This window comes from Micromonospora pisi (assembly GCF_003633685.1).
Lineage (GTDB): Bacteria > Actinomycetota > Actinomycetes > Mycobacteriales > Micromonosporaceae > Micromonospora_G > Micromonospora_G pisi.
Genome location: NZ_RBKT01000001.1, coordinates 7219374 through 7235987, shown reverse-complemented (window position 1 = coordinate 7235987; position 16614 = coordinate 7219374). Strand labels below are relative to the sequence as shown.

14 protein-coding genes are annotated in these 16614 nt (G+C 72.8%); 7 read left to right on the top strand and 7 right to left on the bottom strand.

The window, feature by feature from the left end:
* Nucleotides 1–1383 (bottom strand): type VII secretion integral membrane protein EccD, encoded by a 1383-nt coding sequence (gene eccD / locus BDK92_RS31320; RefSeq protein WP_121159983.1) that lies wholly within the window; start codon nt 1381–1383, stop codon nt 1–3.
* A 235-nt stretch (nt 1384–1618) separates the two neighbouring features.
* Here eccD and BDK92_RS31315 point away from each other — a divergent pair, with 235 nt between their 5' ends.
* Nucleotides 1619–3103: a serine/threonine protein kinase gene (locus BDK92_RS31315; protein ID WP_121162743.1), complete on the top strand. Its 1485-nt coding sequence runs from the start codon at nt 1619–1621 to the stop codon at nt 3101–3103.
* Nucleotides 3104–3110: 7 nt separating this feature from the next.
* Here BDK92_RS31315 and BDK92_RS31310 read toward each other — a convergent pair whose 3' ends face one another.
* The 6 genes from BDK92_RS31310 to BDK92_RS31285 form a co-directional block, all read right to left on the bottom strand.
* Entirely contained in the window at nt 3111–5264 is a 2154-nt protein-coding gene (locus BDK92_RS31310) for a transglutaminase-like domain-containing protein (protein ID WP_121159982.1), read from the bottom strand.
* Between the two features lie 2 nt (nt 5265–5266).
* Entirely contained in the window at nt 5267–6412 is a 1146-nt protein-coding gene (locus BDK92_RS31305) for a DUF58 domain-containing protein (RefSeq protein WP_121159981.1), read from the bottom strand.
* Between the two features lie 2 nt (nt 6413–6414).
* Nucleotides 6415–7368, bottom strand: coding sequence for an AAA family ATPase (locus tag BDK92_RS31300; protein WP_121159980.1), 954 nt, complete (start codon nt 7366–7368; stop codon nt 6415–6417).
* A complete protein-coding gene (locus BDK92_RS31295) occupies nt 7365–9266 on the bottom strand; it encodes a fibronectin type III domain-containing protein (protein ID WP_121162742.1) in 1902 nt (633 codons plus the stop codon). The genes BDK92_RS31300 and BDK92_RS31295 overlap by 4 nt, the downstream gene beginning before the upstream one ends.
* Nucleotides 9267–9328: 62 nt before the next feature.
* Nucleotides 9329–10579, bottom strand: coding sequence for a sensor histidine kinase (locus BDK92_RS31290; protein ID WP_211349432.1), 1251 nt, complete (start codon nt 10577–10579; stop codon nt 9329–9331).
* Nucleotides 10576–11241: a response regulator transcription factor gene (locus tag BDK92_RS31285; RefSeq protein WP_121162740.1), complete on the bottom strand. Its 666-nt coding sequence runs from the start codon at nt 11239–11241 to the stop codon at nt 10576–10578. Before BDK92_RS31285 ends, BDK92_RS31290 begins: the two co-directional genes overlap by 4 nt.
* Before the next feature lie 89 nt (nt 11242–11330).
* On the opposite strand from BDK92_RS31285, the gene BDK92_RS31280 reads away from it, so the two are divergent.
* From BDK92_RS31280 to BDK92_RS31255, 6 genes are all read left to right on the top strand, one after another.
* On the top strand, nt 11331–13103 hold the full coding sequence (locus tag BDK92_RS31280) for an AfsR/SARP family transcriptional regulator (RefSeq protein WP_170208750.1): 1773 nt from the start codon (nt 11331–11333) through the stop codon (nt 13101–13103).
* Nucleotides 13104–13114: 11 nt separating this feature from the next.
* The gene (locus BDK92_RS31275; protein WP_121159978.1) at nt 13115–14413 is read left to right on the top strand and encodes a type VII secretion protein EccE; all 1299 of its coding nucleotides are present in this window, start codon (nt 13115–13117) and stop codon (nt 14411–14413) included.
* A complete protein-coding gene (locus BDK92_RS31270; RefSeq protein ID WP_121159977.1) occupies nt 14413–15138 on the top strand; it encodes a helix-turn-helix transcriptional regulator in 726 nt (241 codons plus the stop codon). Before BDK92_RS31275 ends, BDK92_RS31270 begins: the two co-directional genes overlap by 1 nt.
* Nucleotides 15139–15193: 55 nt before the next feature.
* Complete coding sequence (locus BDK92_RS31265) at nt 15194–15847, top strand: response regulator transcription factor (protein WP_121159976.1); 654 nt, start codon at nt 15194–15196, stop codon at nt 15845–15847.
* Between the two features lie 90 nt (nt 15848–15937).
* The gene (locus BDK92_RS31260) at nt 15938–16279 is read left to right on the top strand and encodes a YbaB/EbfC family nucleoid-associated protein (protein WP_121159975.1); all 342 of its coding nucleotides are present in this window, start codon (nt 15938–15940) and stop codon (nt 16277–16279) included.
* Nucleotides 16276–16608: a hypothetical protein gene (locus BDK92_RS31255; protein WP_121159974.1), complete on the top strand. Its 333-nt coding sequence runs from the start codon at nt 16276–16278 to the stop codon at nt 16606–16608. Before BDK92_RS31260 ends, BDK92_RS31255 begins: the two co-directional genes overlap by 4 nt.
* The last annotated feature ends 6 nt before the right edge of the window (nt 16609–16614 follow it).

Sequence of the window (16614 nt, the reverse complement as noted above, 5' to 3'; positions counted from 1 at the left end):
TCAGCCGCCCCACCCACGGACCAGTCCGTACAGCCGCAGCACCGCGCACACGACCGGGACACACGCCAGCACCAGCACCACCTCGAGCAGTTCGGCGTACCGGCCGAGGAAGGCCGTCGGAGCCCGTCTGCTGTAGACGAGGCCGACCAGCACCGCGAGTGCGGCGGCACCCGCCAGCACCGGCACCACGAGCCCGAGCAGCCTCTCCGGGTGGGCCATCAACGGCCCGGCGGCCAGACAGGCGGCCCCGGCAAGTCCGGCGCCGAGCACCGGCACCCGCTGCCGGATCGCCGGATACAGTCGGGCCCGCACACAGAAACCCAGGAACAGCAGCACGAGCAGCACGACCACCGCGGTACCCCCCGCGCGGGCGAGCAGCACCTGGGCGGCGCCGACAGCCAACGCCGCCCCGGCCAGCATCCCGGTGAGCAGGCTGTCGGCACGCACCACCGCCGCGTACACGGCATGTCGGGGCGGCTGCGGGTCGTCGCGGACCAGGTCCGTGGCCGTACGCGGGAGCACGGGCATCGGCACCCGGCCCAGCCGTACCGCCAGCGGTCCGAGAAGCGGCGAGAAGAGGAACACCGTGGCCGCCAGCACCGCCGCCGCCCCGGTGGCGTCCACCACCCCGGCGCTCACCACGCAACCGGTGAGCCCGCCCAACAGACCGACGGTGGCGGCAGCGGTGAACAGCGCGGCCCCGTCGACCGCGCCCAGGTGGCCGAAGACCGCCGCCGCCAGCAACGCGGAACAGCCGGCGACCACCTGCGGGGCGCCGAAATCGGCCAGCGGAATCGAGTCACCGAGAACCAGTCCGCCCCCCAGGAACGCGGCCGGCAGCGCCGACGCCGCGAGCACAGCACCGGTTCCGGCGTCGCCGAGAGCGCGGGCCATCGCCGTACCGGCGGCCAGCAGTAGCACCGCGAGAGCGAGGGCAGCCCACCCCGGGGCCGGCCACGGCGGTCCGGCGCGCAGCAGCGCGACGAACGCCAGCAGCACCGCCACCACCGCGGTGGTCAGCCCGGCGAGCCGGCTGTGCCGCGGGCCCCACAGTCGCCCGGTACGTCCGGCGCCCCCGGCGATCGCGTCGACCAGGTCGTCGTACTCCAGCTCCGGCCACTGCATCTGGTGGGGCACCAGGTGCAGTACCTCACCGTCGCTGACCCGCTGCGCACCGAGTGTCCGGGAGCCCTCGACGGCCGTGCCGTCGGTGCGACGCAGCACCCAGCCTCCGGCGAGCACCCCCTCGTCGCCGAGGTTCTCACCGGCGTGCCGGAGCAGCCCCGGCAGCATCTCGGCGACCGGCGCGCGCTCCGGCAGCGCCAGGTCGATCCGGCGCAGCGGCGCGGCGATGGTCACCCGCACCACACCCGTGGTCGTCATCGTTTCCCGTCTCCGATCGGGTCCGCGGCAGCAACCTGCCGCCCCGCACCGCCTCGTGGCCCGTGTTCCTACGATGGGGCAACCGGCCTGGCGGTAGAAGGGGCGCGGCAGCTAGCGGCCACCGCATGATGTGCCGGATCCGGCGTCGCCCGGTCCGACCCCACCCGCGCACCGTCGGCGAGATGACAGACTTCAGTCGCGGAGCTGACGTGAGAGCACGAGGATGAGCGCCACCATGACGACCGAGCGGGAGTACGGCGAGCTGGTTCCGCTGGGCGACGGTCCGATGACGACCGTACTGGCGGGCGTACACACCGAGACCGGTACGGCGTACGCGCTGAAGGTCCTCCCCGGCCGGCTCGACCGGCGTACCCGGGCGGAGCTGGAAGCCGAGCTGGCCCGGCTGTCCGCGCTGCGTGCGCACGCGCCGGTCCTCGTTCCCGACCGGCTGGAGGAGTTCGGCAACGGTCGGCTTGCCCTGCGGATGGAACTCTGCACCCAGTCACTGCCGGAACTGCTCGCCTCGTTCGGCCCACTGTCGGTGCCGGACACACTTGCGCTGGGCACCGCACTCGCGGAGGCGCTGGCGGCGGCGCATGAGGTGGGGATCGTGCACGGCGGGGTGACCCCGGGCAATGTCCTCTTCCGTGCCTCCGGTGAACCGGTGCTGGCCGACTTCGGGCTCACGCTGCGCCACGCGTTCCCCGCCGACCCGTCACGGACCATGGACTTCCTGGCGCCGGAGACCGTAAGGGACGGTTCGGTGGACGAGCGTTCCGATCTCTACGGTCTCGGCGCGATCCTCTACCTGGCCCTGTCCGGTCATTCCCCGCACCAGGGCGCACCGGGTGAACAGGAGGGCGAGCGGCTGCTGCGGGTGCTCGGCAGCCCAGTGCCGCCGCTGCCGCGCGCCGACCTGCCATCGGGGCTGGCGGACCTGGTCACCGCGTTGCTGGAGAAGGAACCGTCGGCCCGTCCGGTGGACGCCACCACGGTCGCCGGCAGACTGAGCACCCTGTACGCGGCGGTCGCGCCGCCCGACGCACCCGTCGAGCCGCCTGGGACCCCGGAGCCCGTGCCGCCCGGGAAGCAGAACGCCGGGCGGCAGACGGCGGCGGACGCCACGACCGACCCGCCGGTGGTGGAGCACGAGCCCACCGGGGAGCCCGTCGACGATCCGGAGCCCGAGTTCGACGATTTCGCGGCTCCTCCGGCGCCGGAGGCCGAACCGTCGGTGCCCGCACCCCGCCCGCGGGGCGAACCGATCGTCGTGTTCGGTCCGAAGAGGTCGCCGCGGTGGATCGCCCGCCCCTCAGTGCTGGCCGGGGCGGCCGCACTCGCCGTGCTGGGCGTGGTGACGGTGCTGCTCGTGCTGAACCGACCCGACGAACTCGACGTGCCAACCGCACCCGCGCCGGTCGCGGCGCCCAGCACCGTACCGACCCCGACCAGGGCCGCCGTGGTGCTGGAACTGACCGACCCTACCGATCGTGGCAACTTCGTGGAACTCTCCTGGCGCAGCAATCAGCCGTTCGACTTCGCCGTGATCATCGCCGGCGAGGGCGAGCAGACCAGGACAATCTTTGCTCATCGCAGCACCAGCTACCGCGTGCCGGTGGACCCGGTACGTAAGTACTGCTTCGAGATCCAGGCCACCGACGGACAGCAGTTCTACGTCAGTCCGTCCAAGCCGATCCGAGGTGCCACCTGCCGCAGGTGACCGCCGCTCACCGGGGCGGCAGCAGGCCGCGCGGGTCGAACAACGCACGTAGCCGTACCCGCCATCCGCGTCGGGCCAGGCCACGCCGTACCGCGCGTACCGCCGCCCACGCCTGCGCGGTGCGCTGTTCTCCCGGCACCGTCCCGGACCACAGCGTCTGGTCCACCAGGGAGCCCAGTTTCCGGATCTCGGCGACGGTGGCCCGGTCCGTCACGGCCGCCGCCCCGGTGCCCAGGTCACGGATCGTCATTCCGGGCGACACCACGACGCCGTACGCCCGCAGCCGGTCCCGGACCTCCTCCCATGCGCCCACCACCGCTCCCGCACCCGGCCTGCGCCGACGACGCCACGACCGCACCGACCAGATCGCGGGTACGCCGAGCGACCAGCCCACCAGGAGCGCCACCGGGACGACGACCAGGGCCGCCCACGGTACGTAGCTGCCACGGCCACCGTCCGAGCCCTCATCCCCGGCCCGGTGCCGGGACGAGACCGGCGGATCGCGGAGGTCCTCCGGCGCGGGTAGTTGGGCGCGTACCCGCTCCGCCAGCGCGGCCAGGCCGCCGCCGTTCGTCGTACCCGATTCCGAGGCCGCTCCGCCGGGGTCGAGCGGCACCCAGCCGATCCCCTGCACCGCCACCTCCGGCCACGCCAGCACGTCGCCGTTGCGGACCGTGTACCACCCGTCCGGATCCCGTTGGGTCGGCGCCCGAAACCCCACCGTCAGGCGGGCCGGGATGCCGCGCATCCGGGCCAGCGCCACGTAGGCGGCGGCGAACTGTTCGCTCGTGCCTCGCTTGCCGTGCAGGAGGAAGTCCGTCAGTTGGGGCCAGGCGTGCCCGGTCGGCAGATTCTGCCCGACGGCCAGCCGATAGTTCTTCCGGAAGAAATCCTCCAGCACCAGTGCGGTCTGGAACGACGGGCGCATCCCCCGCACCGCCTGACCGGCCAGTTCGGCCACGCCGGGCGGCACCACGCCGACACCGCCGAGCGGCGCGAGCGGGTCGATCCCCGCATCCGCCAACGTTTCGGTGTCGAGTTGCGGTTGCCACCAGCGCAACTCGTACCTGGCGGTACCGTCCGATCCGGGCAGCAGCAGGGTGCCGTGCCCCTCCGCGACCAGCGGGTCGATGCCCTGGACCTCAGCGGGCAGGGTCTGGCTCGGCAGCCACGGACCTCCGGTGCCGGCTGCGTCGATCGTCGCGGTCCGGGACCGCAAGGGTACGGTCACCGCCGGGCTCGGCCGCAGCTCGGCGCCGAGCCGGCGGTACCGCTCACCCGGCGTCCAGTTCACGCCGTCGAATTCGTCGAGCACCACCAGGGACCAGCGGTCCACGTCCGTCGCGTTGCCGACCCGGAACACGGCGGTGCCCGGGTGGGTGAGTCGACCGGCGATCTCATCGAGTGGGCTGGTGATCCCGGCCTCGGCGAGCGGTGCGCCCTGCCCCTGCCGCAGCGAGTACCTGGCCGGTGCGGCCGGCAGTAGCGCCCCGGCCAGGAGCGCACCCAGCACGGCCAGCGCCATCGGCGGCGCCAACCCCGCCAGGGTCGGCAGCACCCGCCGCTGCGGCACCGGTCGCCGCTCGTCCTCGCGTCCGGTTCGGCTGGCCACGAGCACGGTGCCGGCGATCGTGGCGTAGCCCAGCGCCGCGACGGCGCCGGGGCGGGGTGGCAGGGCCGCGTAGAGCTGGCTCAGGAGTACGACCGCGAAGCTGGGAAGGAGCGCCACCAGCGGGTCCCGCGCCCGGTCCAACAGCTCGACGCCGAGGACCGCCGCGAAGACGACCAGCAGTGGGACGAAGAGCAGCAGCGCCGGATCCGGTCGCGCCGGCCAGGTCGACTGGAGGGCCAACTGCCAGGAGTCGGTGACGCCGGCAGCCAGGGCACGCACCGTCCGCACCGTGGGCAGCCCGGCGGTCGTGGTGGACCACAGCACCGTCTCGGTGACGGCGAGCAGACCGGCCAGGACCGCCAGCAGTGCACGCCAGTCCCGCACCGCCTTCCGCCCGTCGCTGAGCAGCGCGACCAGCAGTACCGCCGCTGCCGGCACGGCGATCGCGAGCAGGAGCGCGGGTACGCCGAACACCGGCGCGAACAGCATTCCGGCCATGGCCGCCGCGAGCACCAGGCACACCGTGGGTACGGCCCGCAGCGCTGGCATCCTCACCTGATCGCCTCGTTCCACCGGCGTACCGCCTCCTCGGCGTCGCCTGCCCGGAGCACCCGTGCCCCCGCCACCTCGACGGTGGCGGCGCCCTCCGGACCGGTCAACACGATGACGAAGATGGTCGGGAATCGCGACCGCAACCAGGCCAGCGAGGCGAGTCCGGCCCCATCGGGGGTGACCACCACCAGTCCGCCGCCGACAGCGCGGCTCGCGGAGAGCTGTGCGGGGATCACCGCGCCGTCCGGCGCCCCGTCCTGCCGCAGCTCGCTGAGCTCGTCGAGCAGGCGCCGGACGGCCTGTGGTCCACCGGACACCGGCAGTTCCAGACCGGACGAGGTGATCAGGCGGGTGTGCTGTCCGGCCCGGGCGGACGCGCAGAGCAGGGAGGCGGTGAGGTCCACCGCCTCCTCGAATCCGTCGTCGGTCCGCACCCGCGCCCGGGTGTCCAGCAGTACGGTGAACCGGCGCTGCTGCGGGTCGGCCAGGTCACGCACCATCAACCGGCCGGTCCGGGCGGTCGCCTTCCAGTGCAGGTGCCGCACCTCGTCTCCGGGGACGTACTCCCGGACGTCCTGAAGGTCCACCGAGCCGCGCAACGCGTCGTCGGTGCCGACGCCCTCGTGATGGTGCCGCGGGTGGCCGCCGGCCAACGGTCGCGCCGGCAGTTGCCGGGGGTGTACCCAGAGGGTCGCGGTCTCTCCGGTGGGCAGCCGGCTGCGGGCCAGCTCGAACGGGTCCACCCGGTGCAGGATCAACGGGCCGATGGTGAGTCGGCCGCGAACGCTGGTCGGCAGCTCGTAGTGGTGAATCGCCTCGGCGCCGGGCAACAGCCCGCGCACCCGGACGGTACGCGTCACGCTGCCCGCCGTGTCGGTGGCCAGGAACGCCGCGCGGCGGCGACCACCGGGGTTACTCACCTGCAACCGGGCGAGCGCCGGTCGGCCCCGCTCCACCCGGTCCGGGTAGACCGACCGCCGCACGTCGATCCGCAGTCCGCGGGAGGTGAGCCCGACGGCGGCCAGAACGGCACCGGACAGGACCACGCCCAGCGCACCCAACAACGGGTAGCGCCCCCATGAACCGGCGATCACCAGCAGCACGGCGACAACGAGCACGGCGATGCCGCGCCGGGTCAGCGGCACGGTCAGCGGCCCGCGCTCGCCATCGGCGCGGAAGTCGAGGTGAGCACCTCCGCGACGATCTCTTCGGTACCGCGCAGGTTCAGTTCAGCCTCCGGGGTGAGGACCAGCCGGTGCGCCAGCACCGGTACGGCGACGTCCTTGATGTCGTCGGGTGTGACGAACGCACGCCCGTCGATCGCCGCGAGTGCCTGGGCCGTACGCACCAGCGCGATGCTGCCCCGCACACTGGCGCCGTACCGGACGGCGGCGTGCTCCCGGGTGGCCGCGGCCAGCCGGACGGCGTACTCGGCCACCGCCCGGTCGACGTGCAGCGCGCGTACCTCGGCGATCGCCTCCCGCACCGTCGCGATGTCCACCACCGCCGGCAGGTCGTCGCTCTCGCCGGCGGGGTCGCCCATGACCACCCGCACCTCGGAGTCGAGGTCGGGGTAGCCCACCGACAGCCGCATCAGGAAGCGGTCGAGCTGCGCCTCGGGCAGCCGGTAGGTGCCCTCCATCTCGATCGGGTTCTGGGTGGCGACGACCAGGAACGGCCGGGGGACCTCGTGTGTCTCGCCGTCCACGGTCACCCGGCGTTCGGACATCACCTCGAGCAGCGCCGACTGGGTCTTCGGCGTACCGCGGTTGATCTCGTCGGCCACGACCACGTTGGCGAACACCGCACCGGGGTGGAAGGTGAAACGCTCGTCGCGCTGGTGGTAGACGGTGACTCCGGTGATGTCGCTGGGCAACAGGTCCGGGGTGAACTGGATCCGGCTCCACCGCCCGCCGATGCTGCGGGCCAGGCACCGCGCCAGGGTCGTCTTACCCAGTCCGGGAACGTCCTCGATCAGCAGATGTCCCTCGGCCAGCAGCCCGGCGACCGTAAGGCGCACCAGCTCCGGCTTGCCGTGGATGACCCGCCGCACGTTCTCCGCGATCAGTGTGGCGGCTTCGGCCGCCCGGGGGCTGTTCACCCGGCCCTCCAGAGGAAGTGGTTGGACTCCAGGCCGTCCACGGTGACCCAGACGTGCTGTCCGACGTCGTCGAACGGGAAGTCCTGGAACGTGAGGTTACCTTTTGCGTCGGTCCGCAGCGTGGCGCCCGGGTTGTAGTTGGGCCACTCGTCCGAGTGCGGCTTGATGCTGTAGTTGGTGTTCGGCCGGAACCCCGTCATCACCACCCGCATGAACGCGCAGTCCGGAGCGTCGCACAGGTCCTGGTAGGTGGTCGCGCGGCCCCGGGACACGGTGACCGAACGGGGTGGCGGCGGCACTGTCGCCTGTGCGGTGGCGGGGGTGCCGCGACCGGCCGAGTTCTGCGCGCTCACCGTGATCCGGTACGCCGTACCCCGGGTGAGTCCGGTGATCGTCATCGACCGCGCGCTGCCGGGCCGGGTGGCCGAGCCGCCGCCGCTGCCCGAGGTCGGCGTCCACGCCACCTGGTACCCACTCACCGTCGCGCCGTTGGCGGCGGCGGCACTCCAGGTCACCACGAGGTTCGCGCCGTTGGCGGTGGCCTTCAGACCGGGCGGCATACCCGGTGGACTGGCGGGCAGCGGTTTGCGCGCGGGCGTCGGTTGGTTCGGCGCGCCCGTGCGGCTCCCTGCTGCGGGCGGTCGTTGCTCCGTCGGGGCCGTCGCGCGGTCCGGTTCCCCCGGTGGCTGCCGTGAAGCGGTTGGTGGCTGCTCCGGCCCCCGGCTCGGCTCGGTCGGGGGTGCCACCAACGTGGGGCTGGGGGTCGGTGGCGTGCTCCCGGTCACCGGCACCACGCCGATTCCGCCGTCGTGGTCCACGACCAGCACGTGCCGGCCCTCGGCGCCCTCGACGTAGACCCGCTCGTCCTCGCCACGGGTGAGCCGGGGCTCACCGGTCTCGGGTGGCATCGCGGTGACCTGCTGCTGCCGGCCCGCGCCGTCGTAGGTGAGCACCGTGTTGTGCCGCAGGTCCAGCAGCACCACGGAGGACCTGCTGGCGGTGGGTGCCGAGTAGGTGCCATCGGGCAGGGAGACGCTCACCGGGGCGGCGGCCGCCCGGTCGGTACCGAGTCCGGTGGCGTCGACCAGGTGGATCCGTCGCGCCGCGGGGTCGAGGATGGCGACCCGCCCGCTCACGTCGGCGTCCGCGACCTGGGCGGTGGGCGGTAGGTCCACACCGATCCGGGTCGGCCGGCCGAGACCGTCGTCGGCGACCGGACTCATCGTGTCGGTTTCCGTGTCGACGAAGACGGCCTGCTTGTCCACGACGGTCAGCGCGCCGGGGTGTCCACGGGGCGCGGTCGCCGGGCAGGAGACCCGGTCGGCCTTGGGGGCCAGGTGACAGAGCACATTGGAATCAGTGCGGTGCAGCCAGAGGGTGCCGTCAGGGGTGGTGACCGGTTGTCCGAGAAGGCGACCGGCCGGAATGGTCGCGGGCGTGTCGCCCAGTCGCACCACGCTGCCGGCCTCCCGGTAGACCAGGTAGGGCCCGCCCTTCGCCTCGATGGCGACCGGGCGTTCTCCGGTCGGCGGGGTCAGCGTCTGCTCGACCGACAGGTTCGACTTGCCGAACTCGATGATCCGGGATCGGCCGACCACATAGCCGCTGGTGTCGCCCTGCACCACCTGACTTTCCGACTCCATGCCGGTGATCGCGGCCTGGGCGTCCACCGTGCGCGCCGCACCGTTGACGTGGAAGATCATGCCCAGCGACGGATTCGCGACCCAGTGCCCGACCTGCGCGAACCTGAGCCCCGGCGGCGTCGTGGCCGCACCGGACATCGCCGCCGTGACGGCGACGAGACAGGTGCCGATCAGCAGTACCAGCGGCAGTCGACCACGGCGTAGCGGGTCGCGGGCCCGCACGAGTCTGGTAACAAAGCGCCACGGAAAGCCCATCCTGGTCACCCCGCGAGCATAGAAGAAGCGGTACATGATTGGTCCACAGCCGATACAACCGATCACTGTTCGCCGGGCGGCAACACCAGCTCGAAGATCGCCCCTCCCTCTTCGGCGTTGTATACCCGCAGCTCACCGCCGTGGGCCTGGGCCACCCAGCGCACGATGGACAGACCGAGTCCGCTCGACCCGCCCGCGCTCTTGAACCGGTCGAAGGTCTCCCGGGCGACCGAGGCGTCGATTCCGGGACCGTGATCGGCCACCATCACCCGCCCGCCGGCGACGGTGATGTGCACGACGGCGTCCCGGCCCGGCACGCGGCCGTGCCGCAACGCGTTGTCCAGCAGGTTGCCGATGGCCCGCTGGACCAGGGCCGGGTCAGCGTTGACCTTGGTAGGCGCGGTGGTCACCGTCACCCGCGCCCCCTCGGTGGGGGTTTCCTCCACCACCGTGCTGACCAACTGGTCCAGCCACACCGGCTGGATGGCCAACGGCTCGACCCCGGCGGCCAACCTGGCCCGCATCAGCACCCCGTCGATGATGGTCCCCATCCGCTTGGCCAGCTCCACCGTGCGCGGCAGCAGCTCGGTCCGCTGGGCGGGGTTGAGCAGCGCCGTCTCGGCGAGCGCACGCAGTGCCGCCACCGGGGTACGCAGGTCGTGTGCGGTGTCGGCGAGCAGGACCTCCTGCTGCTCCAGGGCGGCCACCGCCGGACGGACCGCCCGGACGGAGAACAGGTGACCGGCGGCTGCGGCGGCGGCCACCAGCAGCACGCAACCACCGATCGCCGTCAGGACCACCCGGCGGTGCCGGGACCGCTCGCCTTCGGCGTCCGTCACCGCCACCACCGCCCCGATGTACTGCCCCCTGTCGTTGCCGAACGGCTCGACACCGACCCGTATCAGCTCACCGTCGGTCCCCCGGACGTAACCCTTGAGCAGACGGCCGCTGCTCACCCCCTCCACCGCCAGACCGGCGAGCTTCGCCGGGTCCACCGACACGCAGTCCTGCTGGCTGAAGTGGCCGGTGAACTGCCCGGACCGGCCGGGAAGGATCGCGAACTCGGGGCAACCCGTGTTCAGGGGGTCCTCGCTGACGTACGCCGTGACCAACGTGCCGTCGTACTGCGTCAACCGGGCCACGCTCGACGTGACCCGGCGCAGCTCGCCGTCCAGCCGCAGCTCACCCTGGCGCGCGTCGGCCTGTACCAGCAGCCAGGCGAAGACGATCAGCCCGACCGCGTTCATCGCGGTGAACAGCGCGGTGAGCAACCGGGGCAGCCGACGCAGTCCACCTACCGCCGATCCCCTCACGCCGCCGACTCCGGGCCGGCGAGCCGGTATCCGCGCCCCCGTACGGTGTGGATCAGCTCCGGCTCGCGCAGCTTCACGCGAAGCCGCCGGACCACCGCGTCCACCACGTTCGACATCGGGTCGGTACTGCTGTCCCAGCAGTGCTCGATCAGCTCGTCCCGGCCGACGGCCTGCTCCGGCCGGGACAACAGGTACTCGAGCACGGCGAACTCCTTCGCGGTCAGCCCGAGCAGTACCCCCGCCCGACGTGCCTGCCGGCGGGCGCAGTCCATCTCGAGGTCGGCGTGGCGCAGCACCGACGGGCGGCCGGTGCCGGCCCGCCGGCCCAGGGTGAGCACCCGGGCGGTCATCTCGGCAACGGCAAACGGCTTGACCAGGTAGTCGTCACCGCCGTGCTCGAATCCGGCCACGATGTCGGTGAGGCGGTCCCGGGCGGTCAGGAAGAGCACCGGTACGGCCCATCCCTGCTGCCGGCGCCGGTGCACGTACGTGATCGCGTCGCCGTCGGGCAGCATACGGTCGAACACCACGCAGTCGTAGTGCCCGGTGGACAACGAGACGTGCGCCGTGGCGATGTCGCCCGCCTGGTCGACCCGCATCCCGGTCCCGGCCAGTTCGGTGGTCACCGCGAGCCGCAGGTCGTCATCGTCCTCGACCACCATCACCCGCACAACCGGCCTCCCGATGGCTGTGTCATCTGATCCTCATGTACCTGGACCGATCGTATGGATGCACAGGATCACCCCAACCGGTGGTGCCGTTCGAGGAGGTGCAGGGCAAGGTGCTGTTCCACGTACTCGGGCCGCTCGAGGTGCACAACGCGACCGTGCACCGGTTCGGCTCGAGCAAGCCGGCGACGGTGCTGGCGGCCTTGCTGCTGCAGCCTAACTCGTGGGTGACGGTGGATCATCTGGTCGAAACCACCTGGCAGGAACAGGCCGTGCCGGCGTCGGCCGAGGCCAACCTGAAGACCTACGTCTGGCAGTTGCGCCGTCTGCTGCCGGAGCACGACGGGCGTACCCGGATCGAGAGCAGGTCCGGCGCGTACCGGCTCCGGGTCGGGCCGGGCGACCTGGACGCCGACCGGGCGGGGGAACTCGCCAGCGAGGCCAGGCGGACGGCTACCGACGACACGGCCGCCGCGCTCACCCTGGTGCAGGAGGCGTTGCGGTTGTGGCGGGGACGTCCCTTCGAGGGTGTCGAGGCGGCTGTCTGCGCCGCTGTGGTGACCCGGTTCGAGGAACTGCACCTGCGACTGCGGGAACATCTCGCGGAGTTGCAGTTGGTCCTGGGCCACGGTCAGGACGCGGTGGCCACGCTGCGGACCGTCACCGCAGACGCCCCGTTGCGCGAGGGAGCGTGGGCGCAACTCGTCCGCACCCTGCACGCGGCCGACATGCGCGCCGAGGCGCTTGCCGCCTGCCGGCGGGCCGGGGAACTGCTCTCCACCGAACTCGGGGTGGAGCCGGGGCCCGTACTCGCCGAGGCGCAGCGGTTGGTGCTGGGCGTCGCGCGGCCGGCCCGGACCCGCAGGGAGCTTCCCCGGGACATTGCGCTCGTCGGGCGTACGGCCGAGGTGGCGGCCGTACGGCGTGCCGCGACCGAGCTGGCTCCAGTGGTGCTGGTGGACGGCATGGCCGGCGTCGGCAAGACCGCCCTGGCCGTACACGCGGCGCACCGCTTGGCACCGGGCTACCCGGACGGCCACTTCTTCGTCAACCTGCGGGGTGCGGACCCGCGTTCGGCGCCGGCCGCGCCGGCTGTGCTGGGCCGGCTGCTGCGCGGCATCGGCACACCCGCGGCGGAGATGCCGTCCGACCTCGACGAACGGTCCGCGCTGTGGCGCTCGGAACTGGCCCGGCGACGTGTACTGCTGGTGCTGGACGATGTGCCGGACGGCGACCAGTTGGCGCCGCTGCTGCCAGCGGCACCCGGATGCCTGACCCTGGTCACGACGAGCAACCGGGGTTGGCATCCGGACGGCGCGGTACGGGTCGGGCTGGAGCCGCTCGGCGACAGGGCCGCCGCCGCACTCCTCGTGGCGGCGGTCGGCGGCCCACTGGCCGTTGTGGACCACGCGGCCGTCGCTGCCGTCGTACGCCACTGCGGCGGGTTGCCAGCCGCGCTGCGCGACGCCGCCGCCCGGCTGCGGACCCGGCCGCACTGGACCGTACGACGGCTGGCCGAGGAACTCGACGACGATCCGTGCCGGGTGCTCTCCGACGCCCTCCGACGTTCGATCTCCGACGCCAGCTCGCAGCTGGACAGCCCGGAGGTGGCCGCCTGGCACGCCCTCGGTGACCTGCCCAGCGAGTTCGAGGCCACCGTCGCGGCCCGAGCGCTGGGCATGACCACGACGGCGGCCCGGCCGGTGCTGGAGAAGCTGGTCGACCGGGGGCTGTTGGCGGTCAGTTCGCCGGAGCGCTACCGAAGCCACGTGCTGCTGCGGCATCTGGCCGGTTGCGCGACGTCAGCGGGACGGCCGTCCCGGGACGACCACCGTGAGCACCGCAGGGTCGCATGAGGGGGACGAGCATGGCCACGACCGCCCAGCCGGAGAGCGTCCGGCAGGCCACCACGACACCGGTGCCGGCACCGACCACGCCCGGTACCGCCGCGCGCCGCAACCGCACCGTGGTCGCCGCCGCCCGTCTCGGTGGCCAACCGCCCCTGTTCCCAGGCGTCCGACCGGCTCCCGGCGCACCGCCGACGGTCGCGGTTCCTGCCACCGACGCGGGTGCCTCCACCGCCACGGACCATCCCGGCGCCGATCCGGCCGGCGCCGTGCGCCCGGCCCCCCGCGCCCAGCGCCTCCCCCTGCCCTTGCCCCTGGCACGGATCGTGTGCTGGCAGCTGGCTCTGGTACTGGGTGCCGGCGCCGTCGGACGTGACTGGCCGGCCGCTGTCGCGCTCGGCGGATCCGCCGGCGTACTGCTCGCGGTGACCGCGATCCGGGTCCGGGGGACGTGGCTGTCCACCTTGCTCGGCCGGCGGTCACGCCTGCTGCTGCGCCGTCGGGCATTCGACCTGCCGGCCGCCGAGGGTTCCGCCGCTCTGCTGGCGCTGCTGCTGCCCGGTGCCCGGATCGACACGGCGGAGATCGGTGGCGACCAGGCCGGGATCGTCAGCCGGGCTGACGAACTGGTGGCGGTCCTGCGACCGGCACGACCCGGTTCGGAGGCATTCGTTCGGGCCGTACTCGCCGGTGCCGTGTCGGGCGACGGGGATCCCGATGCCCCTCGGCTCGGGCTGCACCTGGTGCTGCACCGCGGCCCACAGCAGGTCGCCCCGCGCGCGTGGCTCGCCGTACGGGTGTTGCGCGACGTGGACGCCGCGGAGGACTCGGTGCTGCGGGTCACGCTCGGCAACGCCGTACGCCGGCTGCGGCGTCGGCTGCGCCATACCGGCCTCGACCTCACAGTGGTGCCGGAGCGGGAACTGCTCGCCACGTTGACCTCGTTGACCCACACCGGTCCGGGGCGGGAGGCGATTCGCGAGCACTGGCACTACTGGCGGGCCGGCCCGGTCACCCAGATCGGGCTACGGATGGCCACCGTCGGGTCACCGTCACCGTCACCGTCACCGGGGCCGGCCGAGGTGCTGGAGCAGCTGCTTGACGGCGTACGGGATGTGGCGGTCACCGTCGCGGTGGTCGCCGGGGGCACGGAACTCTCCGGCGTACTGCGGATCGCCGCCGCGACACCGGAGGCGGCGCAGGCGGCGGTCGAGTCGCTCACGTCGCTCGGCCCGGACCTCGGTGTCCATCTGGAACGGCTGGACGGTCTGCACGGACCGGCCGTCACGGCCTCGCTGCCGATCGGAGGAGCGCTCTGATGACCGTCCAATCCCTGCCCACCACCGTGCGGGACCGACAGGCCCCCGTACGTCCCGCGTGGCAGCCGGTGCCGAGCCCGCGGATCGTGCAGCCGACGGTGCTGTCCACCCACGCCAGCATCGACGCCGCCGTGGCCGCCGCGACTCGCGAGGTGCTCGTCATCCGTACGCTCCGCGCGCGCCCGGGTGAACCGGTCGACCCGCTGCGCCGTGCCGACCATGAGAACCTGCGGCGCGGGCTGCGTTACCGGGTGATCCTGCCGGACCACATCCGGGACACTCCAGTGCTGGCCATGCGGCTGCGCCGGCTCGGCCTGACCGGGGCCGAGATCCGCACGCTCCCCAATGTGCCGGCTGACGCGACGGTGGTCGACGAGGCCCTGGCGATGCTTCCCAGCGACCGGCGGGACGGCCGACCGGGTGATGTCGCGATGTTCCAGCTGCCGAGCGTGGTGAACGCGGTCACCGAACTGTTCGAACGACTCTGGCTGTCCGCGATGCCGCTCACCGCCGCTGAGGTGACGGAGGGCACCGGGCTGAGTGAGCGCGAGAGAGAACTGCTCGCGCTGCTCTCGGCGGGCTGCACCGACGAGTCCGCGGCGGCCCGCCTCGGCATCTCCGTACGCACCGTACGCCGCATGATGTCCGCCATCATGAACCGGCTCGGCGCGCGCAGCCGGTTCCAGGCCGGGTTGAAGGCCGCCGACCGCGGCTGGCTGGCGTAGCGGCCGGCACCCGCCCTGATCGCACAACGCCCGTCTGCCGGCTACGGTATGCGTCGTGCGGGTACTGGTCACCGAGGACGACGAGGATCTCCGGGTGGCCGTCGACGCGTCCCTGCGGGGCGCGGGGTTCGCGGTGGACACCGCGATCGATCTGCCGCAGGCGGACGAGGCACTGAGCGTCAACGTCTACGACTGCGCCGTGTTCGACCGGATCCTGCCGGCCGGTGACTCGCTGCAGTACGTGGCGGACCGGCGCCGTGCCGGCTGGCCGGTACCGGTGCTCTTCCTGACCGGACGAAACACGCCGGACGACCGGGTCAAGGGACTGGCCTGGGGCGACGACTACCTGGGCAAACCGTTCGCGGTGCCCGAGCTGGTCGTCCGGGTTCGCAGCCTCTGCCGGCGTGGTGACACCGGATCGCCCCCGGTGCTGCGGCATGGTGACCTGGAGTTGGACACCGGTAGGTACACGGCCCGTCGCGCCGGGCGGCCGCTTCCGTTGACCGCCAAGGAGTTCGTGGTACTGGAACGGCTGGTGACCGCCCAGGGTGATCCGGTCCGCCGCGACGAGCTGATCGCGGTTGCCTGGGACGAGTTGGTCGCACCGAACTCGAACGTGCTGGACGTGCTGATCGCCGGACTGCGGCGCAAGCTCGGCACCCCGCCGGTCCTGCACACCCTGCGCGGCGTCGGCTACCTGCTCCGCTGAGGCGGTCCGGCGGTTCTTGCCCCGCTGCCAAGGTGGCCGGAAGCGGTCAGCGGGATCGGCAACCCGGCCGCGTCTGTCGACACTGGGGACATGGACGCAGCAGCGTACGGACGCTTCGCCGAGGACCTCCGCGCCGTACAGCGGGGAATGGCCGAGGTACGGGCGAGCGCCGAATCATCGGACGGCCTGATCACCGTCACCGTCGGCGGCCGTGGTGAACTTCTGGAGTTGGCGCTCGACCCGCGCATCTACCGGGAGCACGACGCGCGGGCGCTCAGCCGACGCATCCTCGACACCGTCAGGGAAGCCTCCGGCCTCGCGCACGCCGAGGTGGTCGCCCTGACCCGGCACCTGATGCCACCGGAGGCGACCGACCCGAACTTCGACCCGCTGCTGGCCGACCTCGACCGGATGGCGAGGGGCAGGCGGTGAACTTCGTCCACATGGAGACCACGGCCACCGCCGGCGCGATGGACGGGATCGAAACCGCCGGGCGGGAGTTCGGCAACGCGTGGAGCACCCTCAAGGGCCGGATCGCCGCCGACGAGGCCGGCATCGGCTCCGGGCAGCTCGCCCAGGCTTTCCTGCCCAGGTACCAGCCGGACCCGGTCAACAGCACCGCCGACGAGTTGTCCGACGCCTTCCTGGGCCGGGCCTCCGTCGGGCGGCAATGCGTCGAGGACTACCTTGCCGCAGACCGGTTCGGGGCCAGCGGGTTCGGTACGGCCACGGACCTCGCCACCCGTGGCCCCGGCGGCTGAGCGGAC

Coding starts and splice junctions, on each gene's coding strand:
- eccD (WP_121159983.1), bottom strand. CDS start 1,383: ATGACGACCACGGGTGTGGTGCGGGTGACCATCGCCGCGCCGCTGCGC.
- BDK92_RS31315 (WP_121162743.1), top strand. CDS start 1,619: ATGACGACCGAGCGGGAGTACGGCGAGCTGGTTCCGCTGGGCGACGGT.
- BDK92_RS31310 (WP_121159982.1), bottom strand. CDS start 5,264: ATGCCAGCGCTGCGGGCCGTACCCACGGTGTGCCTGGTGCTCGCGGCG.
- BDK92_RS31295 (WP_121162742.1), bottom strand. CDS start 9,266: ATGGGCTTTCCGTGGCGCTTTGTTACCAGACTCGTGCGGGCCCGCGAC.
- BDK92_RS31285 (WP_121162740.1), bottom strand. CDS start 11,241: ATGGTGGTCGAGGACGATGACGACCTGCGGCTCGCGGTGACCACCGAA.
- BDK92_RS31275 (WP_121159978.1), top strand. CDS start 13,115: ATGGCCACGACCGCCCAGCCGGAGAGCGTCCGGCAGGCCACCACGACA.
- BDK92_RS31270 (WP_121159977.1), top strand. CDS start 14,413: ATGACCGTCCAATCCCTGCCCACCACCGTGCGGGACCGACAGGCCCCC.
- BDK92_RS31260 (WP_121159975.1), top strand. CDS start 15,938: ATGGACGCAGCAGCGTACGGACGCTTCGCCGAGGACCTCCGCGCCGTA.